The sequence below is a fragment of the Salmonella sp. SA14318 genome (assembly GCF_029866905.1).
In the GTDB taxonomy this organism is placed as follows: Bacteria; Pseudomonadota; Gammaproteobacteria; order Enterobacterales; family Enterobacteriaceae; genus Salmonella; species Salmonella enterica.
Window position 1 is genome coordinate 4,414,095 of record NZ_CP123282.1, and the last position, 21,768, is coordinate 4,435,862.

General features: G+C 53.5%; 15 protein-coding genes, 2 tRNA genes, 1 rRNA gene and 1 riboswitch. Of the genes, 7 read left to right on the forward strand and 11 right to left on the reverse strand.

Features of this window, described 5'->3' with window-relative positions; all coding sequences use genetic code 11:
- Positions 1–137: 137 nt before the first annotated feature.
- The 5 genes from QEN32_RS21015 to btuB form a co-directional block, all read right to left on the reverse strand.
- Positions 138–213, reverse strand: a tRNA-Ala gene (locus QEN32_RS21015).
- Between the two features lie 111 nt (positions 214–324).
- Positions 325–401: transfer RNA gene (locus QEN32_RS21020), tRNA-Ile, on the reverse strand.
- A 69-nt stretch (positions 402–470) separates the two neighbouring features.
- Positions 471–2,012, reverse strand: a 16S ribosomal RNA gene (locus tag QEN32_RS21025).
- Positions 2,013–2,389: 377 nt separating this feature from the next.
- Positions 2,390–3,241 (reverse strand): glutamate racemase, encoded by an 852-nt coding sequence (gene murI / locus QEN32_RS21030; protein ID WP_000201804.1) that lies wholly within the window; start codon positions 3,239–3,241, stop codon positions 2,390–2,392.
- Positions 3,186–5,030: a TonB-dependent vitamin B12 receptor BtuB gene (btuB, locus tag QEN32_RS21035; RefSeq protein WP_023194103.1), complete on the reverse strand. Its 1,845-nt coding sequence runs from the start codon at positions 5,028–5,030 to the stop codon at positions 3,186–3,188. Before btuB ends, murI begins: the two co-directional genes overlap by 56 nt.
- 65 nt (positions 5,031–5,095) lie before the next feature.
- Positions 5,096–5,289: riboswitch (cobalamin riboswitch) on the reverse strand.
- A 114-nt stretch (positions 5,290–5,403) separates the two neighbouring features.
- On the opposite strand from btuB, the gene trmA reads away from it, so the two are divergent.
- A complete protein-coding gene (gene trmA, locus QEN32_RS21040; protein WP_000186981.1) occupies positions 5,404–6,504 on the forward strand; it encodes a tRNA (uridine(54)-C5)-methyltransferase TrmA in 1,101 nt (366 codons plus the stop codon).
- Between the two features lie 46 nt (positions 6,505–6,550).
- Here trmA and QEN32_RS21045 read toward each other — a convergent pair whose 3' ends face one another.
- The gene (locus tag QEN32_RS21045; RefSeq protein ID WP_000813838.1) at positions 6,551–6,910 is read right to left on the reverse strand and encodes a YijD family membrane protein; all 360 of its coding nucleotides are present in this window, start codon (positions 6,908–6,910) and stop codon (positions 6,551–6,553) included.
- Between the two features lie 15 nt (positions 6,911–6,925).
- Entirely contained in the window at positions 6,926–7,561 is a 636-nt protein-coding gene (gene fabR / locus QEN32_RS21050) for an HTH-type transcriptional repressor FabR (RefSeq protein ID WP_000971958.1), read from the reverse strand.
- Between the two features lie 198 nt (positions 7,562–7,759).
- Here fabR and sthA point away from each other — a divergent pair, with 198 nt between their 5' ends.
- Positions 7,760–9,160 carry a Si-specific NAD(P)(+) transhydrogenase gene (gene sthA, locus QEN32_RS21055; protein ID WP_001120791.1) on the forward strand — a complete coding sequence of 467 codons (1,401 nt, stop codon included), beginning with the start codon at positions 7,760–7,762 and terminating at the stop codon, positions 9,158–9,160.
- Here the strand turns inward: sthA and oxyR are convergent.
- The 4 genes from oxyR to argC form a co-directional block, all read right to left on the reverse strand.
- Positions 9,143–10,060: a DNA-binding transcriptional regulator OxyR gene (oxyR, locus tag QEN32_RS21060; protein ID WP_001025919.1), complete on the reverse strand. Its 918-nt coding sequence runs from the start codon at positions 10,058–10,060 to the stop codon at positions 9,143–9,145. The genes sthA and oxyR overlap by 18 nt on opposite strands.
- A gap of 283 nt (positions 10,061–10,343) precedes the next feature.
- A complete protein-coding gene (gene argH / locus QEN32_RS21065) occupies positions 10,344–11,720 on the reverse strand; it encodes an argininosuccinate lyase (RefSeq protein ID WP_001230048.1) in 1,377 nt (458 codons plus the stop codon).
- 117 nt (positions 11,721–11,837) lie between these two features.
- Positions 11,838–12,614: an acetylglutamate kinase gene (gene argB, locus QEN32_RS21070; protein ID WP_089082247.1), complete on the reverse strand. Its 777-nt coding sequence runs from the start codon at positions 12,612–12,614 to the stop codon at positions 11,838–11,840.
- 7 nt (positions 12,615–12,621) lie between these two features.
- Positions 12,622–13,626: an N-acetyl-gamma-glutamyl-phosphate reductase gene (gene argC / locus QEN32_RS21075; RefSeq protein WP_000935332.1), complete on the reverse strand. Its 1,005-nt coding sequence runs from the start codon at positions 13,624–13,626 to the stop codon at positions 12,622–12,624.
- A gap of 88 nt (positions 13,627–13,714) precedes the next feature.
- Between argC and argE the strand changes: the two genes are divergently transcribed.
- The 5 genes from argE to fsa all read left to right on the forward strand — a co-directional run bounded on the left by argE (position 13,715) and on the right by fsa (position 21,767).
- Positions 13,715–14,866, forward strand: a complete 1,152-nt coding sequence (gene argE, locus QEN32_RS21080) for an acetylornithine deacetylase (protein WP_000800208.1) — start codon at positions 13,715–13,717, stop codon at positions 14,864–14,866.
- Between the two features lie 391 nt (positions 14,867–15,257).
- A complete protein-coding gene (gene ppc, locus QEN32_RS21085) occupies positions 15,258–17,909 on the forward strand; it encodes a phosphoenolpyruvate carboxylase (RefSeq protein WP_001005548.1) in 2,652 nt (883 codons plus the stop codon).
- A 210-nt stretch (positions 17,910–18,119) separates the two neighbouring features.
- Positions 18,120–19,853 carry a phosphoethanolamine transferase CptA gene (locus QEN32_RS21090; RefSeq protein WP_001192092.1) on the forward strand — a complete coding sequence of 578 codons (1,734 nt, stop codon included), beginning with the start codon at positions 18,120–18,122 and terminating at the stop codon, positions 19,851–19,853.
- A gap of 160 nt (positions 19,854–20,013) precedes the next feature.
- A complete protein-coding gene (locus QEN32_RS21095) occupies positions 20,014–20,850 on the forward strand; it encodes an AraC family transcriptional regulator (RefSeq protein ID WP_053445377.1) in 837 nt (278 codons plus the stop codon).
- Between the two features lie 254 nt (positions 20,851–21,104).
- Complete coding sequence (gene fsa / locus QEN32_RS21100; protein ID WP_000424866.1) at positions 21,105–21,767, forward strand: fructose-6-phosphate aldolase; 663 nt, start codon at positions 21,105–21,107, stop codon at positions 21,765–21,767.
- Position 21,768: the final 1 nt, after the last annotated feature.

Genomic DNA, 21,768 nt, shown 5'->3' on the forward strand with positions numbered 1-21,768 from the left:
AATTTGAGAGACTCACGAACAACTTTCGCTGTTCTGTGTTTCAATTTTCAGCTTGATCCAGATTTTTAAAGAGCAAAACTTCGCAGTGAACCCTTTCAGGTACACTCTGAAGTATTTTTTCGTAAACACTCACGAGATGGTGGAGCTATGCGGGATCGAACCGCAGACCTCCTGCGTGCAAAGCAGGCGCTCTCCCAGCTGAGCTATAGCCCCATCGTGTAGTCAGAACCTCTTTACCGATAATTTTTCCTGAGACAAGGCGTGGAATAACGAAGCATACATCAGTATGTGAGTTATTTCACAACGCAGTATTCAGGGAAAATCTGGTAGGCCTGAGTGGACTTGAACCACCGACCTCACCCTTATCAGGGGTGCGCTCTAACCACCTGAGCTACAAGCCTGTAGAGGTTTTACTGCTCGTTTTTCATCAGACAATCTGTGTGAGCACTTCAAAGTACGCTTCTTTAAGGTAAGGAGGTGATCCAACCGCAGGTTCCCCTACGGTTACCTTGTTACGACTTCACCCCAGTCATGAATCACAAAGTGGTAAGCGCCCTCCCGAAGGTTAAGCTACCTACTTCTTTTGCAACCCACTCCCATGGTGTGACGGGCGGTGTGTACAAGGCCCGGGAACGTATTCACCGTGGCATTCTGATCCACGATTACTAGCGATTCCGACTTCATGGAGTCGAGTTGCAGACTCCAATCCGGACTACGACGCACTTTATGAGGTCCGCTTGCTCTCGCGAGGTCGCTTCTCTTTGTATGCGCCATTGTAGCACGTGTGTAGCCCTGGTCGTAAGGGCCATGATGACTTGACGTCATCCCCACCTTCCTCCAGTTTATCACTGGCAGTCTCCTTTGAGTTCCCGACCTAATCGCTGGCAACAAAGGATAAGGGTTGCGCTCGTTGCGGGACTTAACCCAACATTTCACAACACGAGCTGACGACAGCCATGCAGCACCTGTCTCACAGTTCCCGAAGGCACCAATCCATCTCTGGAAAGTTCTGTGGATGTCAAGACCAGGTAAGGTTCTTCGCGTTGCATCGAATTAAACCACATGCTCCACCGCTTGTGCGGGCCCCCGTCAATTCATTTGAGTTTTAACCTTGCGGCCGTACTCCCCAGGCGGTCTACTTAACGCGTTAGCTCCGGAAGCCACGCCTCAAGGGCACAACCTCCAAGTAGACATCGTTTACGGCGTGGACTACCAGGGTATCTAATCCTGTTTGCTCCCCACGCTTTCGCACCTGAGCGTCAGTCTTTGTCCAGGGGGCCGCCTTCGCCACCGGTATTCCTCCAGATCTCTACGCATTTCACCGCTACACCTGGAATTCTACCCCCCTCTACAAGACTCAAGCCTGCCAGTTTCGAATGCAGTTCCCAGGTTGAGCCCGGGGATTTCACATCCGACTTGACAGACCGCCTGCGTGCGCTTTACGCCCAGTAATTCCGATTAACGCTTGCACCCTCCGTATTACCGCGGCTGCTGGCACGGAGTTAGCCGGTGCTTCTTCTGCGGGTAACGTCAATTGCTGCGGTTATTAACCACAACACCTTCCTCCCCGCTGAAAGTACTTTACAACCCGAAGGCCTTCTTCATACACGCGGCATGGCTGCATCAGGCTTGCGCCCATTGTGCAATATTCCCCACTGCTGCCTCCCGTAGGAGTCTGGACCGTGTCTCAGTTCCAGTGTGGCTGGTCATCCTCTCAGACCAGCTAGGGATCGTCGCCTTGGTGAGCCGTTACCTCACCAACAAGCTAATCCCATCTGGGCACATCTGATGGCAAGAGGCCCGAAGGTCCCCCTCTTTGGTCTTGCGACGTTATGCGGTATTAGCCACCGTTTCCAGTAGTTATCCCCCTCCATCAGGCAGTTTCCCAGACATTACTCACCCGTCCGCCACTCGTCAGCAAAGCAGCAAGCTGCTTCCTGTTACCGTTCGACTTGCATGTGTTAGGCCTGCCGCCAGCGTTCAATCTGAGCCATGATCAAACTCTTCAATTTAAAAGTTTGATGCTCGTGAATTAAACTTCGTAATGAATTACGTGTTCACTCAGAGACTTGGTATTCATTTTTCGTCCGAGGACGTTAAGAATCCGTATCTTCGAGTGCCCACACAGATTGTCTGATAAATTGTTAAAGAGCAGTGCCGCTTCGCTTTTTCTCAGCGGCGCGGGGTGTGCATATTACGCTTTCCCGCTTCAGAGTCAAGCGTTTATTTTCGCTTTTCTCCGTGAGGTTCTGGTCCGAACCCCGCTGACCCGGCGGCCTGTGTGCCGTTGTTCCGTGTCAGTGGTGGCGCATTATAGGGAGTTATTTCTGCCTGACAAGAGGAAATTTAAAATAATTTCTCAAGTGCCTGGTATTTACCCAAAACGCCATTAAACCGCCAGTTTTTCGAGCGTTTCAAAGCCATAACGCTGTAAAACGGGTAATAATTGTTCAGCTCCTGGCGTCATTGCCATGCAATAAGCAATATTGGCATCGGTTGATTTCGCATCCGGCGCTTCATGTTCCAACAGCCAGGCTGTACGACGCGCTATCGCCGCGCCGGAATCCACTAACCGCGTCCCTTCGGGCAGGACTTGCAAAAGCTCGTCCCGTAATAGAGGGAAATGCGTACACCCCAGAACGACCGTGTCAGGCGGCTCCGGCATTCGTAGCCATGGGCGTAATATGCGGCGCAGCTCTTCCAGCGATACCGAATCACCATGTAATTTAGCTTCCGCCAGTTCCACCAGTTCTGCCGACCCCAACATCGCTATCTGACATTCATTAGCGAAGCGCGCAATCAGCTCGTGAGTATAAGGACGTTTGACCGTGGCTCTCGTCGCCAGTAGCCCGACGACGCCATTGGCGGTCAGCCGCGCCGCTGGTTTAATCGCAGGCACAACGCCCACCACCGGGAAGGCAAACTTTTCACGTAATGCGGGAAGTGAGACCGTACTGGCGGTATTACAGGCAATCACCGCCAGTGAAAGGGGATAGCGCTGCTGTACCGCAGTCACAATCTCGACAACGCGCTCAACGATAAACGTTTCGCTCTTTTCCCCGTAGGGGAAAGCCACGTTATCGAAAGCATATATATAGTGGAGATCCGGCAGGAGCCGCCGAATCTCATCATAGACCGACAATCCACCGACGCCGGAATCAAATACCAGCACGGTGGGACGTGGTTCAGAAGGTGTAGCTGCCAGACAAGGTGTATTCTCGTCCTGCAGTTTGGTAGCCATAAACTGTCTCGTAATCTTTGTCGAACAGGTTGGCTATTTTACCACGAACTGTCAGATGTGAGGTGACCGGATATGCAACCGTAAGATCCCATAAACTGACGCCGCCCATTTTTACTGTCCGGTATGGGTAAGCGGAGTAGTCCGAATCATATCGGGAACCAAGGTATTGATATGTCACCCCCCAGTCAAAATCGTAAACGTCCCAGTCAAGTTGATATTTTGCCATCTGTTTGGAACGCCGGGGTAATGGCGTATCGGTAATCGCATTACGCGCATCAACGTAATCATAACTGACCGTATGCGTTAACGGTCCGGTATCGAAATTCGCCGTCGCCTCAATACCTTTAATGCGCGCCTTACCTTCGTTGTAATATTTTTGCAGATGATCGTCATAATCGATCATGTCATTAATATCGTTACGATAACCTGAAATACGCCAGCTGACGCCAGCGGTTAGCCCTTCAAATGCGCCTTCCCACTGTTTACTCTTTTCAGGATTCAGGTTCGGATTACCGTAATAACCATACAGTTGGCCCAAATTAGGCGCTTTGTAGGAGGTTCCGTAGGAGGCAATAAAGCGATAACCTTCTATAAACTCCCATCCTGCGCTGGTTTGCCATGTACCATGACGGCCAAACTGGGAGTTGTCATCACTGCGCGCCGCCGCTTCCAGAGTGAAGTCACCCAACTGTTGTAATCCTGTCAGGTAAACCCCGGTATTACGCTGGTCATATCCCTCGGGCACATAGCCGGTACCTGGCGTGGTAGTCTGTTTCTGCCAGTCTACGCCCGCCCCAACATTACCGTGCCCCACGACCACACTGTTGGTCCATTGAACATTGTACTGTTTCATCTCATCCAGCGTGGCGGAGGTATCATACCGGCCATAGTGCGGATCATAGTTGTAATCTTTACTGTGGCTATAGCTTGAAACCAGCTGAGACTGAATACGTTCGCCATTAAAGCGCAGCCCGGCGTCCCAGCTTTGGCTATAAAGTTTGCGTGTATCAATCAGCGGCGAGCCCGGCGAGTAATAGGCGTCGTAATCGGTACGGTTATCGTAGCCATAACCACGCACGAATCCGCTCCAGCGATCAGAAAAGGTATGCTCTAACGCGCCATAGAGCGTTTTACTCAAAAAGCCGTCCCGGTCAGGCTGCGCCTGCATCCCGGTACCGCCTTTCGCTACCACGTCAAACCCTTTGGTGTATTCGTAATCGCCGATCAACGTCGCCCGCGTATTTTCGCCAAGTTGCTGTTGCGTCGAGAGGTCGTAATTCTGGTAGCTATTGCTTCCCCATCCAGCGGTTAATTCTGTGCCTGGGTTATCGCGCGTCGTAATGATATTCACTACGCCGCCGATAGCATCGGAACCATAAATAGCGGAGCGCGGACCGCGAATATATTCAATGCGCTGTACCAGCGACACCGGGAACTGGCTGAGATCGGCGGACCCGCTCACGCCTGCTAAATTCAGACGCACGCCGTCAATCAATACCAGTACATGGCTGGAGTTGGTGCCGCGAATGAAAATGGAGGAGTTTTGTCCGGCGCCGCCGCTCTGCGCAATATCGACGCCAGGCAAACGGCGCAGAACATCATTTACGGAGGTCGATTGCCAGCGTTCAATATCCTGACGCGTCACGATAGTAACGGGCGCCAGAACCGCGCTGCGCGGCTGCTGAAAACGGTTGGCGGTAACAACCAGGGTATCCGGGCTAGTGTCCTGCGCCCAAGCGGAAAAGGCCGTGACGGAGAACGCCGTCAGCAGCATAGCTTTTTTAATCATTGTAAAGCATCCACAATATAAGAAGGATGCCGCAGGCTTCATCGATAGTACGCGATGATGAAAAACCAGATGCGACGTTAGCCGGCAGGTCTTCGGGCTTGGAGGGTTATCCGTTGACTGGATAGCAGAAATGATGACTTCCCGCCGGAGGCAGTGTCTGCTTACGCTCTCATCTCACCTTTCCTTACCGCTGCGCGTCAGCTCCAGATTTTCACTGGATTCCCTATTAACTCACAGGACCGGCCCACGGATGCTACCGTCTGTCACAACACCCTGTCCAGACCGCGCATCACAAATCAGAAATCATCAATAGCTGGACATCCACTGAGCAATCCCTACAATCCCCGCGTACTTTTATTATTCAGGATGCGATATGACCCCCGAACATCTTCCGACAGAACAGTATGAGGCGCAGCTGGCCGAAAAAGTGGCGCGCTTGCAGAGTATGATGGCGCCGTTTTCTGGCCTGGTTCCGGAAGTATTTCGCTCGCCGGTCAGTCACTATCGTATGCGTGCGGAATTTCGCCTGTGGCATGACGGCGATGACCTGTACCACATTATGTTTGATCAGCAGACCAAAAGCCGGATTCGCGTTGACACCTTCCCGGCGGCCAGCCAACTGATTAATACCTTAATGAAGGCGATGATTGCCGGCGTGCGCGATAATCATGCACTGCGGCATAAGCTGTTCCAGATCGATTATCTCACGACCTTGAGCAACCAGGCGGTAGTGTCGTTGCTGTACCATAAGAAGCTGGACGAAGAGTGGCGTGAAGCCGCCACTGCGTTACGCGATGCCTTACGCGCGCAAGGTCTGAACGTACACCTGATTGGCCGGGCCACTAAAACTAAAATCGAATTGGATCAGGATTATATTGATGAGCGTCTGCCTGTGGCAGGTAAAGAGATGATCTACCGCCAGGTCGAAAACAGCTTTACGCAGCCAAACGCCGCCATGAATATTCAGATGTTAGAGTGGGCGCTGGAGGTGACGAAAGACTCAAAAGGCGATCTGCTTGAGTTGTATTGCGGCAACGGCAATTTTTCTTTAGCGCTGGCGCGCAATTTTAACCGCGTGCTGGCAACCGAAATCGCCAAACCGTCCGTCGCTGCCGCACAGTACAATATTGCCGCTAATCATATTGATAATGTGCAAATTATTCGCATGGCGGCGGAAGAGTTTACCCAGGCGATGAATGGCGTTCGTGAGTTTAACCGCCTGCAGGGGATCGACCTGAAGCGCTATCAGTGCGAAACCATTTTTGTCGATCCGCCGCGCAGCGGTCTGGACAGCGAAACGGAGAAAATGGTGCAGGCTTATCCACGTATTCTGTACATTTCCTGCAATCCGGAAACGTTGTGCAAAAACCTGGAAACGTTAAGCCAGACGCACACGGTGTCTCGCCTGGCGCTATTCGATCAGTTCCCGTATACACATCATATGGAATGCGGGGTATTACTCACCGCAAGGTAAAATGTACGTCGGATGGCCGGTTATACCGCCATCCGGCATTCGCACGCTATTCCGCGGTGTCCTGCTTGCGGTTACGCAGCTTAAAGCCAATCCAGAATACCAGAATCACCGACAGCACCGCCGGGAAGAAATTAGAGCCAATATCCGGATATTCTGCACGCACGACGGTGCTATACAGTAAAACGCCAAGAATGAAACAGGCGGCGGCCAACCCCGGCAAACCTACCGGCATAGTACGATTTTGGTAGCGCTGATGCAGACAATATACCGTCAGCACCAGCGAGATAACCGGGAATACGGAGAACGGCACAATAGCGCTAAACAGCGCCGCGAATGTGCCGTTAATCGATAAGCCAGCGATGAGCGCCAGCAACAGCGTACCTTTATCTTGACCTGACTGTTTCATTACTCGTCCTTCACGTTATTCGGAATGATGTGCTATTTTCTCTTGCTCACGGCGATACCAGTAATACGCCCCTTTCGCAATCATGCGCAGTTGCAATACCAGCCGCTCTTCTAATTGCCGACGCTGTTCAGCGCCGATGTCCAACGCCTCTGCGCCCGCGCTAAAAACAATAGTCACCATCGCTTCGGCCTGGGCTTCAGTAAACGCGCGCGGCATATGGTTTTCGAGTTCCAGATAGTCGGCAAGTTCCGCAATAAAATGCTGAATCTCCCGCGCGACGGCGGCACGAAACGCCGCTGAAGTGCCGGAACGCTCGCGCAACAACAGACGGAAGGCGTTGGGATTGTTGCCGATAAACTCCATAAATGTAGAGACCGACGTGCGAATGACGCTGCCGCCTTTCGCGATGCGCTGTCGCGCCTGACGCATCAACTGACGCAGCATCAGACCGCTTTCATCCACCATCGTCAGACCGAGTTCATCGACATCGCGAAAATGACGGTAAAACGACGTTGGCGCAATGCCCGCTTCACGCGCCACCTCACGCAAACTCAGGCTGGCGAAACTCCGCTCAGCGCTCAGTTGGCTGAATGCGGCTTCCACCAGCGAACGCCGGGTTTTTTCTTTTTGTTGCGCTCTAACACCCATCACAATGTCTGAATCCTTCCATATGCCTTATTCGGCACTATACCAGAGAATAAAAGTAACGGGTTCACACTGGATTGTGAATGATTGTTTACAGACAGTTTGTGCTCCGGCTTCGCAAAAAAGCACAACGATAATTGGGTTAAAGCTGGGCAAATGTTATCATCGTGTTTATTTTATGTATAAAAACAGGTGAGTAATACCATGCCACATTCCTGGGATTATGATGCAGTCGTCATAGGGTCAGGCCCCGGCGGTGAAGGCGCTGCAATGGGTCTGGTTAAGCAAGGAGCACGCGTCGCGGTGATTGAGCGTTATCATAACGTTGGCGGCGGATGTACCCACTGGGGCACCATTCCATCCAAAGCCCTTCGCCACGCCGTCAGCCGCATTATTGAATTTAATCAAAACCCGCTCTATAGCGACCACTCCCGTCTTCTTCGTTCTTCATTCGCCGATATCCTTAATCATGCCGATAATGTGATTAATCAACAAACGCGTATGCGTCAGGGGTTTTATGAGCGTAACCACTGTGAAATCTTGCAGGGCAACGCCCATTTTATTGACGAACATACCCTGGCGCTGGAATGCCATGACGGCACGGTTGAAACCCTGACGGCAGAAAAATTTGTTATTGCCTGTGGTTCGCGTCCTTACCATCCCAGTGATGTGGATTTCTCGCATCCGCGCATTTATGACAGCGACTCAATCCTGAGTCTCCACCATGAACCGCGCCACGTTATTATTTACGGTGCCGGCGTTATCGGCTGCGAATATGCGTCCATCTTCCGCGGTATGGATGTGAAAGTGGATCTGATCAACACCCGCGATCGCCTGCTGGCCTTTCTCGATCAGGAGATGTCCGACTCTCTCTCTTACCATTTCTGGAATAGCGGCGTGGTTATTCGCCACAATGAAGAATATGAGAAAATCGAAGGCTGCGATGATGGCGTCATCATGCATCTGAAATCCGGCAAAAAACTGAAGGCTGACTGCCTGCTCTATGCTAATGGCCGTACCGGTAACACCGATTCGCTGGCGCTGGAGAATATTGGTCTGGAAACAGACAGCCGTGGACAGCTCAAAGTCAACAGTATGTACCAGACCGCCCTGCCGCACGTCTATGCGGTGGGCGACGTGATTGGCTATCCCAGTCTGGCCTCCGCCGCCTACGATCAGGGGCGTATTGCAGCGCAGGCGCTGGTGAAAGGCGAAGCGACCGCGCATCTTATCGAAGATATCCCCACCGGGATTTATACCATTCCGGAAATCAGTTCTGTCGGCAAAACCGAGCAGCAGTTAACGGCAATGAAAGTGCCTTACGAAGTGGGCCGCGCGCAGTTTAAGCATCTGGCGCGAGCGCAAATCGTCGGCATGAACGTCGGCACGCTAAAAATTCTCTTCCACCGCGAAACCAAAGAAATTCTGGGGATTCACTGCTTTGGCGAACGCGCCGCCGAAATTATTCATATCGGCCAGGCGATCATGGAGCAGAAAGGTGGCGGTAACACTATCGAATACTTCGTTAACACCACCTTTAACTACCCAACCATGGCGGAAGCTTATCGGGTTGCGGCGTTGAACGGCTTAAACCGCCTGTTTTAACGCCTTGTCGAAATGGCCATCCATTGCGCCACGGATGGCCTCTGCCAGTTGCTCATAACGGCTACGCAGCGGCGATCCCGGGCGATAAACCAGCCCCACGGTACGACGCGGCTCCGGCTTAATGCATGGCAGATAAACCACGCCGTCGCGCTTACGCTCCTGCGGTACGGCCAGCGCGGGGAGTAGTGTAATACCACTGCCCGCCGCCACCATGTTGCGCAGCGTTTCCAGACTGGTCGCCCGGAAATGGGTATCTTCATCCGCTCCCGCTTCAAAACAGAACCCCATCGCCTGATCGCGCAAACAGTGGCCATCTTCCAGCATCAGCAATTTCTCGCCCGCCAGATCGGACATCGGCACGCGATCGCGATTCGCCCACGGATGATCCTCATAAATAGCCAGCATCATGGGCTCATCAAACAGCGGCACTTCGATAAACGCCTCGCTCTCTTTCACCAGCGCCAGAATAGCGCAGTCAAGCTTGCCGCTATCGAGTTGCGCTAACAGCTGGTGCGTTTGCGCCTCATGCAGATACATTTCCAGCTTCGGGAAAGTCTGGTGCAACATTGGAATGATAAGCGGCAGCAAATAGGGACCAATTGTTGGGATTAAACCAATATGCAGCGGGCCGGACATCGTCTCGCCTTGTTGGCTTGCCATCTCCTTGAGCACCTTGACCTCACGCAGTACGGTACGCGCCTGATCCACCAGCAGTAAGCCCGCCTGGGTAAACAGCACCTTACGGCTCGTACGCTCCAGCAGCATAACGCCCAGCTCATCTTCCAGCTTACGTATTTGCCCGCTAAGGGTTGGCTGGCTGACGTGACAGGAGTCCGCCGCTCGCCGGAAATGGCGATGTTCGGCTAACGCCACCAGATATTCAAGATCACGAATATTCATTATTCATCCTCCGTCGCCACGATAGTTCATGGCGATAGGTAGCATAGCAACGAACGATTATCCCTATCAACCTTTCTGATTAATAATACATCACAGAACGGAGCGGTTTCTCGTTTAACCCTTGAAGACACCGCCCGTTTAGAGGGTATCTCTCGAACCCGAAATAACTAAAGCCAACGTGAACTTTTGCGGACCTCTGGTCCGCTTTTTTTTGCGTAAAAAAGCCCGGCGTCGCTGATGCTCGGCCGGGCAGTATTACCTGATGGCGCTACGCTTATAAGGCCTACAACGCGAGGCGCGCCCTGGCATCGTCGATGGCCTGCGCCACCTGCTGTGGAGAAACGCCGCCTTTTGCCGCCCGTTTATCCAGACACGACTGCAAAGACAATATCGGATACACATCGTCGCCAATCACGCGGCTGAATTTCTGTAAATCGGCCAGCGGCAACGCTTCCAGCGGCTTACCCTGGCGAATAGCTTCTACCACCGCTTCGCCGACAATATGGTGCGCTTCGCGGAACGGCACGCCTTTCGCGACCAGGTAATCCGCCAGCTCCGTGGCGTTGGCATACCCCTGTTGCGCCGCGTCCTGACAACGTGGGCGTTTCACCTGAATACCGTCCAGCACCAACGCCGCCATATGCAGGCAGTCAAGCCAGGTATCGAGCGCATCGAACAGCCCTTCTTTGTCTTCCTGCATATCTTTGTTATACGCCAGCGGCAGACCTTTTAAGGTCATCATCATGCCGGTTAGCGCCCCTTGTACGCGACCGCACTTACCGCGAATCAGCTCCAGCGCGTCCGGGTTTTTCTTCTGCGGCATTAACGATGAACCGGAAGTCACGCGGTCAGAAAGCTCTACAAAACCCGCTTCACCAGAATTAAAGAAAATCAGATCTTCCGCGAAGCGTGACAGATGCACCATGCCGATAGCCGCATCAGAAAGCAGTTCCAGTACGTGGTCACGATCGGACACGCTGTCCAGGCTGTTGCGGGTCGCAGACGCAAAGCCCAGCCAGCCTGCCAATTGTTCACGGTCAATTTCATAGGCCGTTCCCGCCAACGCGCCGCAACCTAGCGGACTCACGTCCAGACGTTTAAGCGTGTCCTGCAGGCGGCTTTCATCGCGCGCCAGCATTTCGACATACGCGAGACACCAGTGGGCGAAAGTCACTGGCTGCGCGCGTTGCAGATGGGTATATCCCGGCATTACCGCGTCCTGGTTCGCCTGCGCGGTTTCCACCAGCGCGCTCTGTAGCTGGCGGTTAGCGGTAAGCAGTTCCCTCACCGTCTCTTTGCACCACAGTTTCAGGTCCGTCGCCACCTGATCGTTACGGCTGCGTCCGGTGTGCAGCTTTTTACCCAACTGACCCACTTTGTCGATGAGCTTACCTTCCACCCAGCTATGGATATCTTCCGCATCGCTTTGCAGGATTTGCTGCGGATTCGCGCGAACCTCCTCCAGCAGCACGTTCAGCGCTTCTTCCAACTGTCGTTGCTCATCGGCAGTCAGTACGCCTACCGTGACCAATGCTTTGGACCAGGCCACAGAACCGACAATATCCTGCTCCGCCAGACGGTAATCGAAGCGCAACGAATCATTGAATTGTTTAAACCGCTGGTCTGCCGCCTGTGTAAAACGCCCACCCCAAAGTGCCATAATAGACTTCCTTAAATTCTTCGAATTTCACTGCCGGATAGCGCTACGCTTATCCGGCCTACAATTTCTGTTCACGCAGGCCCGATAAAGCGCAGCCGCCATCGGGCGAACAAATAGTTAAGCCAGAATACGCGTGCCGATCGGCGTGCCGTTAAACAGCGCCGGCAATTGTTCCGCATGACGCCAGGAAGCAATATCCACCGGGCGACCCAGCGCCCGCGCAGCATCGAGAGCCGCATTCACTTTCACAATCATCCCGTCGGTAATAATGCCCTGGTCGATAAGCTGCTCGGCTTTGGACGCCGTCATTTCGGCGATACGCTGGCCTTTGCCGTCCAGAATACCGCTCACGTCAGAAAGCAGGATCAGATCGGCCCCCAGCGTCGCCGCCAGCGCGGTTGCCGCCTGATCGGCGTTGACGTTCATCAGCTGGCCGTCCTCTGTTACGCCAATGGAGCTGACCACCGGCAGAAAGCCGTTTTCCAGCAGCATGTTAATCAGCTTCGGCGACCCCGGCTGCGCCAGCCCGACGTGGCCTAACGCTTCATCGAGTTGAGTCACGTTTACGCTGTCGCCATCGCCCAGAAACAGACCAACAGAGGCGATATGGTGTTTCTTCGCCCAGGCCAGCAGAGTTTTGTTAGCGGTTCCCGCCAGCGCGCCGGTAATGATGCCAATCTGATCGGCAGGCGTCACGCGCAGGCCGTCTTTCTTTTTCACTGGCAAATTCAGCCCTTTCATCAGCTCATCCACCACGCAACCGCCGCCATGAACAATCACCAGCGGACGCTGATGGGACTCACGATAGTTGACCAGCGCGGTAAAAAGACGTTCCAGAGCCTCTTCGCTATCCAGTAATACGCCACCCAGCTTGATAATTAATGGATTCATCATTTCACCCTTAAATAAGAGACTGCGTTTCAGCGAAGCCAAAACGAATATTAGCGCACTGTACTGCCTGCGCCGCTGCGCCTTTCAACAAGTTGTCTTCGGTTGCCACCACAATCAGATGTTCGCCCTGGACGGCAAAACCAATATCGCAGAACGGCAGCCCGACGACGTTCTTTAACGCCGGAACGCCTTTGTCATACAGGCGCACCAGCGGTTTGTCGCCATAGGCTTTTTGCAACACGTCGGCGACCTGCGCATGGGTTACTCCCGCTTTCAGGCGGCAGGTAATGGTTTCCAGAATCCCGCGCGGAAAATTCCCCAGATGCGGGGTGAAGATGACCTCCGCGCCCAGATGGGCGGCGATTTCCGGCTGATGACGATGCGTAAACACGCCATACGGTTGCAGACTCACTTCACAGAAACTGTTCGATATTGCTGCCTTGCGCCCCGCGCCGCTCACCCCGCTGGTGGCATTAATTACCGGCCACTGCGTCAGATCCAGAAGCCCGCCGTCAATCAGCGGTTTTAGCGACAACTGCGCTGCGGTTGGATAGCAACCAGGAACCGCAATCAGATTCGCCGTGTTCAGTTTATCGGCATTCCACTCCGCCAGACCGTACACCGCCTGCTCCAGCAGCTCAGGATACTGATGAGTAAATCCGTAGTACTTTTCATAGAAGGCGCGATCGTTTACCCGAAACGCGCCGGAAAGATCGAATACGACGCATCCGGCCTGTAAAAACTGCGGCGCCAGATCGTGGCTCACTTCATGCGCTGTCGCCAGGAACACCACATCAACATCTGCGCTAAAGTCACGTACATCCGACATCGGTTGCAATGGCAGGTCGACAATCCCTTTTAACTGCGGATGTAAATCAGAAATTAACTTTCCTGCATCATTGCTTTGCGCTGAGACGGTCAAAGCGGTTATGGTCATATGTGGGTGGCGATTTACGTAGCTTACAAGCTCTGCGCCCGCATAACCGCTAGCGCCTACAATCAGCGTATTCAACATCGGGTTCCTTTATGCTCAACGTTAATGTATTTTTATTCATAATTAATGCATGAATATTGATACTATCATGACCTGAGGTGTGTCAACAATGAAAAACGTTTTACCGCCATTTATCGAGATTTACCGCGCTCTGATTGCCACACCGTCGATAAGCGCAACCGAAGAATCCCTGGATCAAAGTAATGCGTCTTTAATCACTTTGCTTGCAGGCTGGTTCAGCGATCTTGGTTTCAACGTAGAGGTTCAACCGGTTCCAGGAACGCGAAACAAATTTAATATGCTCGCCAGCACCGGACATGGCGCGGGCGGTTTGCTGCTGACCGGCCATACCGACACGGTTCCCTTTGATGACGGACGCTGGACGCGCGACCCGTTCACGCTGACCGAGCACGACAATAAGCTCTATGGTCTGGGCACTGCGGATATGAAAGGCTTCTTCGCTTTTATTCTGGACGCGCTACGTGACGTTGACGTCACAAAGTTGAAAAAGCCGCTCTACATTCTGGCGACCGCCGATGAAGAGACCAGCATGGCGGGGGCGCGTTATTTTTCCGAAACCACGGCATTACGTCCGGACTGCGCGATCATTGGCGAACCGACGTCGTTGCAACCGATACGCGCGCACAAAGGGCATATCTCTAATGTCGTTCGCGTCCTGGGGCAGTCCGGTCATTCCAGCGACCCGGCGCGTGGGGTTAACGCCATTGAACTGATGCACGATGCGATTGGCCATATCATGCAACTGCGTGACTCGCTGAAAGCGCGGTATCACTACGAGGCGTTTACCGTTCCGTATCCAACGCTGAATCTGGGCCATATTCACGGCGGCGATGCCTCAAATCGTATCTGCGCCTGCTGCGAATTGCATATGGATATTCGTCCACTGCCGGGCATGACGTTAAACGACCTTAATGGACTGCTTAACGACGCGCTGGCCCCGGTAAGCGAACGCTGGCCGGGCCGCCTGACGGTGGCGGAATTACATCCGCCGATTCCAGGTTACGAGTGTCCACCGGACCACCAACTGGTTGAAGTAGTAGAAAAACTGTTGGGTACGAAAACCGACGTGGTGAACTACTGTACTGAAGCGCCGTTTATGCAGACATTATGCCCAACGCTGGTGCTTGGTCCGGGCTCAATCAATCAGGCGCATCAGCCGGATGAATATCTCGAAACGCGTTTTATTAAGCCAACCCGGGAATTGATTACCCAGGTAGTACACCATTTTTGCTGGCATTAATGCATATTGCCCGGTGACGCGATGTTTACCGGGCCTACCCCGTCTTGTAGGCCGGATAAGCGCAGCGCCATCCGGCATCTCTACGCCACATGTTCATAAGCATTTCTTATTTGGCACGATGCGAATTAACTTTAATAAATTACCGCCATTTTTTCGTTTGCTGAACCGATTTCGCAGTAATTGACGCCACGGGTTTTACGTGGCTTTATAAAGATGAGAAGTGATGTGAAAAAGCTTGGTCCGAAAGATTTCGCGTTGCGGCAAGACGGCAAACGAGCACATCCCAGGGAGCTTACATAAGTAAGTGACCTGGGTGGGAGAGCGCAGCCAACGCCGCCGCAGCGTGAAAGATGCAGGACAATTACAACAGAGATGGGGTGTCTGGGATCATATGAACGAACAATATTCCGCGTTGCGTAGTAATGTCAGTATGCTCGGCAAGGTGCTGGGAGAAACCATCAAGGATGCGCTGGGAGAACACATTCTTGATCGCGTAGAAACAATCCGTAAGCTATCCAAATCTTCACGCGCCGGCAATGAAGCTAATCGCCAGGAGCTGCTCACCACGCTACAAAATTTGTCTAATGACGAGCTGCTGCCAGTTGCGCGCGCGTTTAGTCAGTTCCTGAACCTGGCCAATACTGCCGAGCAATACCACAGCATTTCGCCAAAAGGCGAAGCCGCCAGCAACCCGGAAGTGATTGCCCGCACTCTGCGTAAACTGAAAAACCAACCGGACCTCAACGACGCAACCATCAAAAAAGCGGTAGAGTCGCTGTCTCTGGAGTTGGTGTTAACCGCCCACCCGACAGAAATTACCCGCCGTACGCTTATTCACAAGATGGGTGAAATCAACAACTGTCTGAAACAGCTTGATAATACCGATATCGCCGACTACGAACGTCACCAGGTGATGCGTCGCCTGCGCCAGTTGATTGCCCAATCCTGGCATACGGATGAGATCCGCAAGCAGCGCCCAAGCCCGGTGGATGAAGCCAAATGGGGCTTCGCCGTGGTTGAGAACAGCCTGTGGCAGGGCGTACCTAACTATCTGCGTGAACTGAACGAACAGCTGGAAGAAAATCTCGGCTACAAATTGCCGGTGGATTTTGTGCCGGTACGTTTTACCTCCTGGATGGGCGGCGACCGTGACGGCAACCCGAACGTGACGGCGGATATCACCCGCCACGTGCTCTTGTTAAGCCGCTGGAAAGCCACCGATCTGTTCCTGAAAGACATTCATGTTCTGGTATCAGAACTGTCGATGGTCGACGCCACGCCGGAGCTGCTGGCGTTAGTGGGCGAAGAAGGCGCGTCTGAGCCGTATCGCTACCTGATGAAAAAATTGCGCGCCCGTCTGATGGCGACCCAGTCCTGGCTGGAAGCGCGTCTGAAAGGCGAGAAGCTGCCCAAACCGGCTGGCCTGCTGACGCAAAACGAGCAGCTCTGGGAACCTCTGTACGCCTGCTACCAGTCGTTACAGGCCTGCGGCATGGGCATTATCGCCAACGGCGAGTTACTCGACACGCTCCGCCGCGTGAAGTGTTTCGGCGTACCGCTGGTGCGTATTGATATCCGTCAGGAGAGCACCCGCCATACCGAAGCGCTGGGCGAAATTACCCGCTACCTCGGTATTGGCGACTACGAAAGCTGGTCGGAAGCCGACAAGCAGGCCTTCCTGATCCGCGAACTGAACTCCAAACGTCCGCTGCTGCCGCGTAACTGGGAGCCGAGCAACGATACCCGCGAAGTGCTTGAAACCTGCAAGGTTATTGCCGAAGCGCCAAAAGGATCGATCGCCGCCTACGTAATTTCAATGGCGAAAACGCCGTCTGATGTGCTGGCTGTGCATCTGCTGCTGAAAGAGGCAGGTATCGGCTTTGCCATGCCGGTCGCGCCGCTGTTTGAAACCCTCGACGACCTGAACAACGCCGACGACGTGATGACCCAGTTGTTGAATATCGACTGGTATCGCGGGCTGATTCAGGGTAAGCAGATGGTCATGATCGGCTACTCCGACTCGGCGAAAGACGCCGGCGTTATGGCCGCGTCATGGGCGCAGTATCAGGCGCAGGACGCCCTGATCAAAACTTGTGAAAAAGCTGGCATCGAGCTCACCCTCTTCCACGGCCGCGGCGGCTCTATTGGCCGTGGCGGCGCGCCAGCCCACGCGGCGCTGCTTTCGCAACCGCCAGGCAGTCTGAAAGGCGGTCTGCGCGTGACCGAGCAGGGCGAGATGATCCGCTTCAAATACGGCCTGCCGGAAGTCACCGTCAGCAGCCTGTCGCTCTACACCAGCGCAATTCTGGAAGCAAACCTGCTGCCGCCGCCGGAACCGAAAGACAGCTGGCGTCATATTATGGATGAGCTTTCCGTCATCTCCTGTGAAACCTACCGCGGCTACGTGCGCGAAAATAAAGACTTTGTACCGTACTTCCGCTCCGCGACGCCGGAACAAGAGCTGGGCAAATTGCCGCTCGGCTCACGTCCGGCGAAACGTCGTCCAACTGGCGGCGTCGAATCGCTGCGCGCGATTCCGTGGATCTTCGCCTGGACGCAAAACCGCCTGATGCTGCCAGCCTGGCTGGGCGCGGGTACTGCGCTGCAAAAAGTGGTGGAAGACGGTAAACAAAGCGAACTGGAAGCCATGTGCCGCGACTGGCCGTTCTTCTCCACGCGTCTTGGGATGCTGGAAATGGTGTTCTCGAAAGCCGACCTGTGGCTGGCCGACTATTACGATCAGCGTCTGGTGGCGAAAACGCTATGGCCGCTGGGCAAAGAGCTACGAGACCTGCTGGAAGAAGACATTAAAGTGGTGCTGGCGATTGCCAACGATTCGCACCTGATGGCCGACTTACCGTGGATTGCGGAGTCCATTCAGTTAAGAAACGTTTATACCGATCCATTAAACGTGTTGCAGGCCGAGTTGCTGTATCGTTCCCGTCTGACTGAAGAGCAGGGCAAATCGCCCGATCCTCGCGTCGAACAGGCGTTGATGGTCACGATTGCGGGCGTCGCCGCCGGTATGCGCAACACCGGCTAACGCCAAAAGAAAGCCGCCCTCACGCAGTTATGTGGGGGCGGCATGAAATACTGCTGTCATCCTCGTCATTTTTTCAATATATTCCTGTCTGCATTTTATGCATTTGTAAATCTTTCTTAGCAAAACGTGCGGCATAAAGCAGGTTTGCTTCAGATTCTTTTAAGGTTCAGGCGTTACGTTTGGCGCTACGATTAAAGACAGGCTCTCATTATGCAATCCACATTACTCCAGACTAAACCCGCGTTTAGCTGGAAAGCCCTGGGCTGGGCACTGCTCTACTTTTGGTTCTTTTCCACCCTCCTGCAGGCCATTATTTATCTCACCGGATACAGCGGGACAAACGGTCTGCGGGATTCGCTACTGTACAGCTCACTGTGGCTGATCCCGGTCTTTCTGTTTCCAGGCCGCATCCGGGTTATTGCTGCCGTTATTGGCGTCGTACTTTGGGCCGCCTCGCTGGCGGCACTGAGCTATTACGTAATCTACGGGCAGGAGTTCTCGCAAAGCGTGCTGTTTGTGATGTTTGAAACCAACGCCAATGAAGCCAGCGAATATTTAAGCCAATATTTCAGTCTGAAAATTGTTCTTGTCGCCCTGGCTTATACGGTAGCGGCGATTCTGCTGTGGACACGTCTGCGCCCGGTTTATATTCCATCCCCCTGGCGTTATCTGGTGTCGTTTGCCCTGCTGTACGGGCTGATCCTCCATCCCATCGCGATGAATACCTTTATCAAGCATAAGTCGATGGAGAAAACGCTGGATAGCCTGGCGTCACGAATGGAACCCGCCGCGCCGTGGCAATTTATTACTGGCTACTATCAGTACCGTTTACAGCTCGCCTCGCTGAATAAACTGCTGAATGAAAACGATGCCCTGCCGCCGCTGGCTAACTTCCAGGACCACTCCGGCGATGCGCCGCGCACGCTGGTACTGGTGATTGGCGAATCGACCCAGCGTGGCCGTATGAGCCTGTACGGTTATCCGCGCGAAACCACGCCGGAACTGGACGCGCTGCATAAAACCGACCCCGGGCTGACCGTGTTTAATAACGTGGTAACTTCGCGACCATACACCATTGAGATTCTGCAACAAGCGCTAACGTTCGCGGACGAAAAGAACCCGGACTGGTATCTGACGAAGCCATCGCTGATGAATATGATGAAACAGGCCGGGTATAAAACCTTCTGGATCACTAACCAGCAGACGATGACGGCGCGTAATACCATGCTGACCGTGTTCTCTAAGCAGACTGATAAGCAGTTCTATATGAACCAGCAGCGCACTCAAAGCGCACGCGAATATGACAGCAACGTGCTGGCGCCGTTTAAAGCGGTGTTAGCCGACCCGGCGCCGAAAAAATTCATTATTGTGCATCTGCTGGGAACGCATATTAAATACAAGTTCCGCTATCCAGAAAACCAGGGCAAGTTTGATGGTAAAACCGACCATGTTCCGCCGGGATTAAGCAGCGACGAACTGGAATCGTATAACGATTACGATAACGCGAACCTGTATAACGACTATGTTGTCGCCAGCCTGATTAAGGACTATAAAGCGACCGATCCGAACGGTTTCCTACTCTACTTCTCCGACCACGGTGAAGAAGTGTATGACACGCCGCCGCATAAGACGCAGGGACGAAACGAAGATTCGCCAACCCGTCATATGTATACGGTGCCGTTCCTGCTGTGGACCTCAGAGAAATGGCAGGCGGCGCATCCGCGCGACTTCTCACAGGATGTCGATCGTAAGTACAGCAGTTCCGAGCTTATCCATACCTGGTCGGACTTAGCGGGCCTGACCTATGATGGTTACGACCCGACGCGTTCCATCACCAACCCGCAGTTCAAAGAGACCACGCGCTGGATTGGCAACCCGTATAAGAAAAACGCGCTGATTGATTATGATACGTTGCCGTATGGCGATCAGGTCGGTAATCAATAGCCTATATGCTGCCCGATAACGCTAACGCTTATCGGGCCTGGCGTTCTTCTCTCCCGTAGTCCGGATAAGGCGCAAAGCGCCGCCATCCGGCAATAATCGCTTGAGGACATCGGTTTTCGACGTTACTGTTTCCTCTGTTTGCGATCGGCAGGGGATTATCATGTATCACGACGTCAGCCACCTTCTCTCCCGTCTCATCAACGGCCCGCTGCCGCTGCGCCAGATTTATTTTGCCAGCGCCAGCGGCCCAGCGCCGGAACTGGCGTACCAGGTGGATTTTCCGCGGCTGGAGATTGTGCTGGAGGGCGAGCTTACTGACATGAGCATTACCGCCCCGCTCATTCCTTGCGATGTTCTCTACGTTCCGGCTGGCGGCTGGAACATCCCGCAATGGCAAACGCCCGTCACCACCCTGAGCATTCTGTTTGGCAAACAGCAGTTAGGTTTCAGCGTGGTCCACTGGAACGGTCAGCAGCATCAAAACCTCACGAAACAGCACGTTGCGCGCCGTGGCCCGCGTATCGGCTCGTTCCTGTTACAAACGCTTAATGAGATGCAGATGCAGCCGCAAGAGCAGCAAACGGCCAGATTGATTGTCGCCAGCCTACTAAGCCATTGCCGCGATCTGCTCGGCAGCCAAATCCAGACCGCCTCCCGCAGCCGCGCGCTTTTTGAAGCCATTCGGGAGTATATTGATGAACGCTACGCCGCGCCGTTGACGCGTGAATCGGTAGCACAGGCGTTTTATATCTCGCCAAATTACCTCTCGCACCTGTTCCAGAAAACGGGGGCCATCGGCTTTAACGAATACCTGAACCATACGCGACTGGAACACGCCAAAACGTTGCTGAAGGGCTATGACCTGAAAGTGAAAGAGGTGGCGCACCGCTGCGGCTTTGTCGACAGTAACTATTTCTGCCGCCTGTTTCGCAAAAATACGGAACGCTCGCCGTCGGAGTATCGCCGCCAGTATCACAGCCAGCTAACGGAAAAATAATCCACACGCCAGTAAAGAGAATACAGTAGATAAAACGCGCATTTACTGGATTATTGTAATATCAATGCAAAAACCTCACTCCCCCACATGGCATACAACAGCACGTTATACGTTAATCATCACCAACTTGTGAAGTAAATCACACTTTACCAAGAGCATCACATTTGTCCAGTTTTTGGCAGATTTGTCACATAGCGCATCCGGGGCACGCTCCTTTATCCTGTCCATAACGAAAACTCACGAAGAGAAAGACTATGGAACTCTATCTGGATACCGCTAACGTGGCGGAAGTTGAACGTCTGGCGCGCATTTTCCCGATTGCCGGCGTCACCACCAATCCAAGCATTGTGGCAGCCAGCAAAGAATCTATCTGGGATGTGCTGCCCAGGCTGCAAAACGCCATCGGCGAAGAAGGCACTTTATTTGCGCAGACCATGAGCCGCGACGCGAAAGGGATGGTGGAAGAAGCCAAACGACTGAATAACGCCATCCCCGGCATTGTGGTGAAAATTCCGGTGACCGCCGAAGGTCTTGCAGCGATTAAATTGCTGAAAAAAGAAGGCATCGTAACACTGGGCACCGCCGTCTACAGCGCGTCGCAGGGCCTGCTGGCGGCGCTGGCGGGCGCAAAATATGTCGCTCCCTACGTCAACCGCGTTGATGCGCAGGGCGGCGATGGCATTCGTATGGTTCAGGAGCTGCAAACGCTACTGGAGCATCACGCGCCCGACAGCATGGTACTAGCGGCCAGCTTTAAAACGCCGCGGCAGGCGCTGGATTGCTTACTGGCAGGTTGCCAGGCGATTACCCTTCCTTTAGATGTAGCGCAACAAATGCTCAATACGCCTGCGGTAGAGTCAGCAATAGAGAAGTTTGAGCAAGACTGGAAAAACGCTTTTGGTAATCTGAACCTGTAGG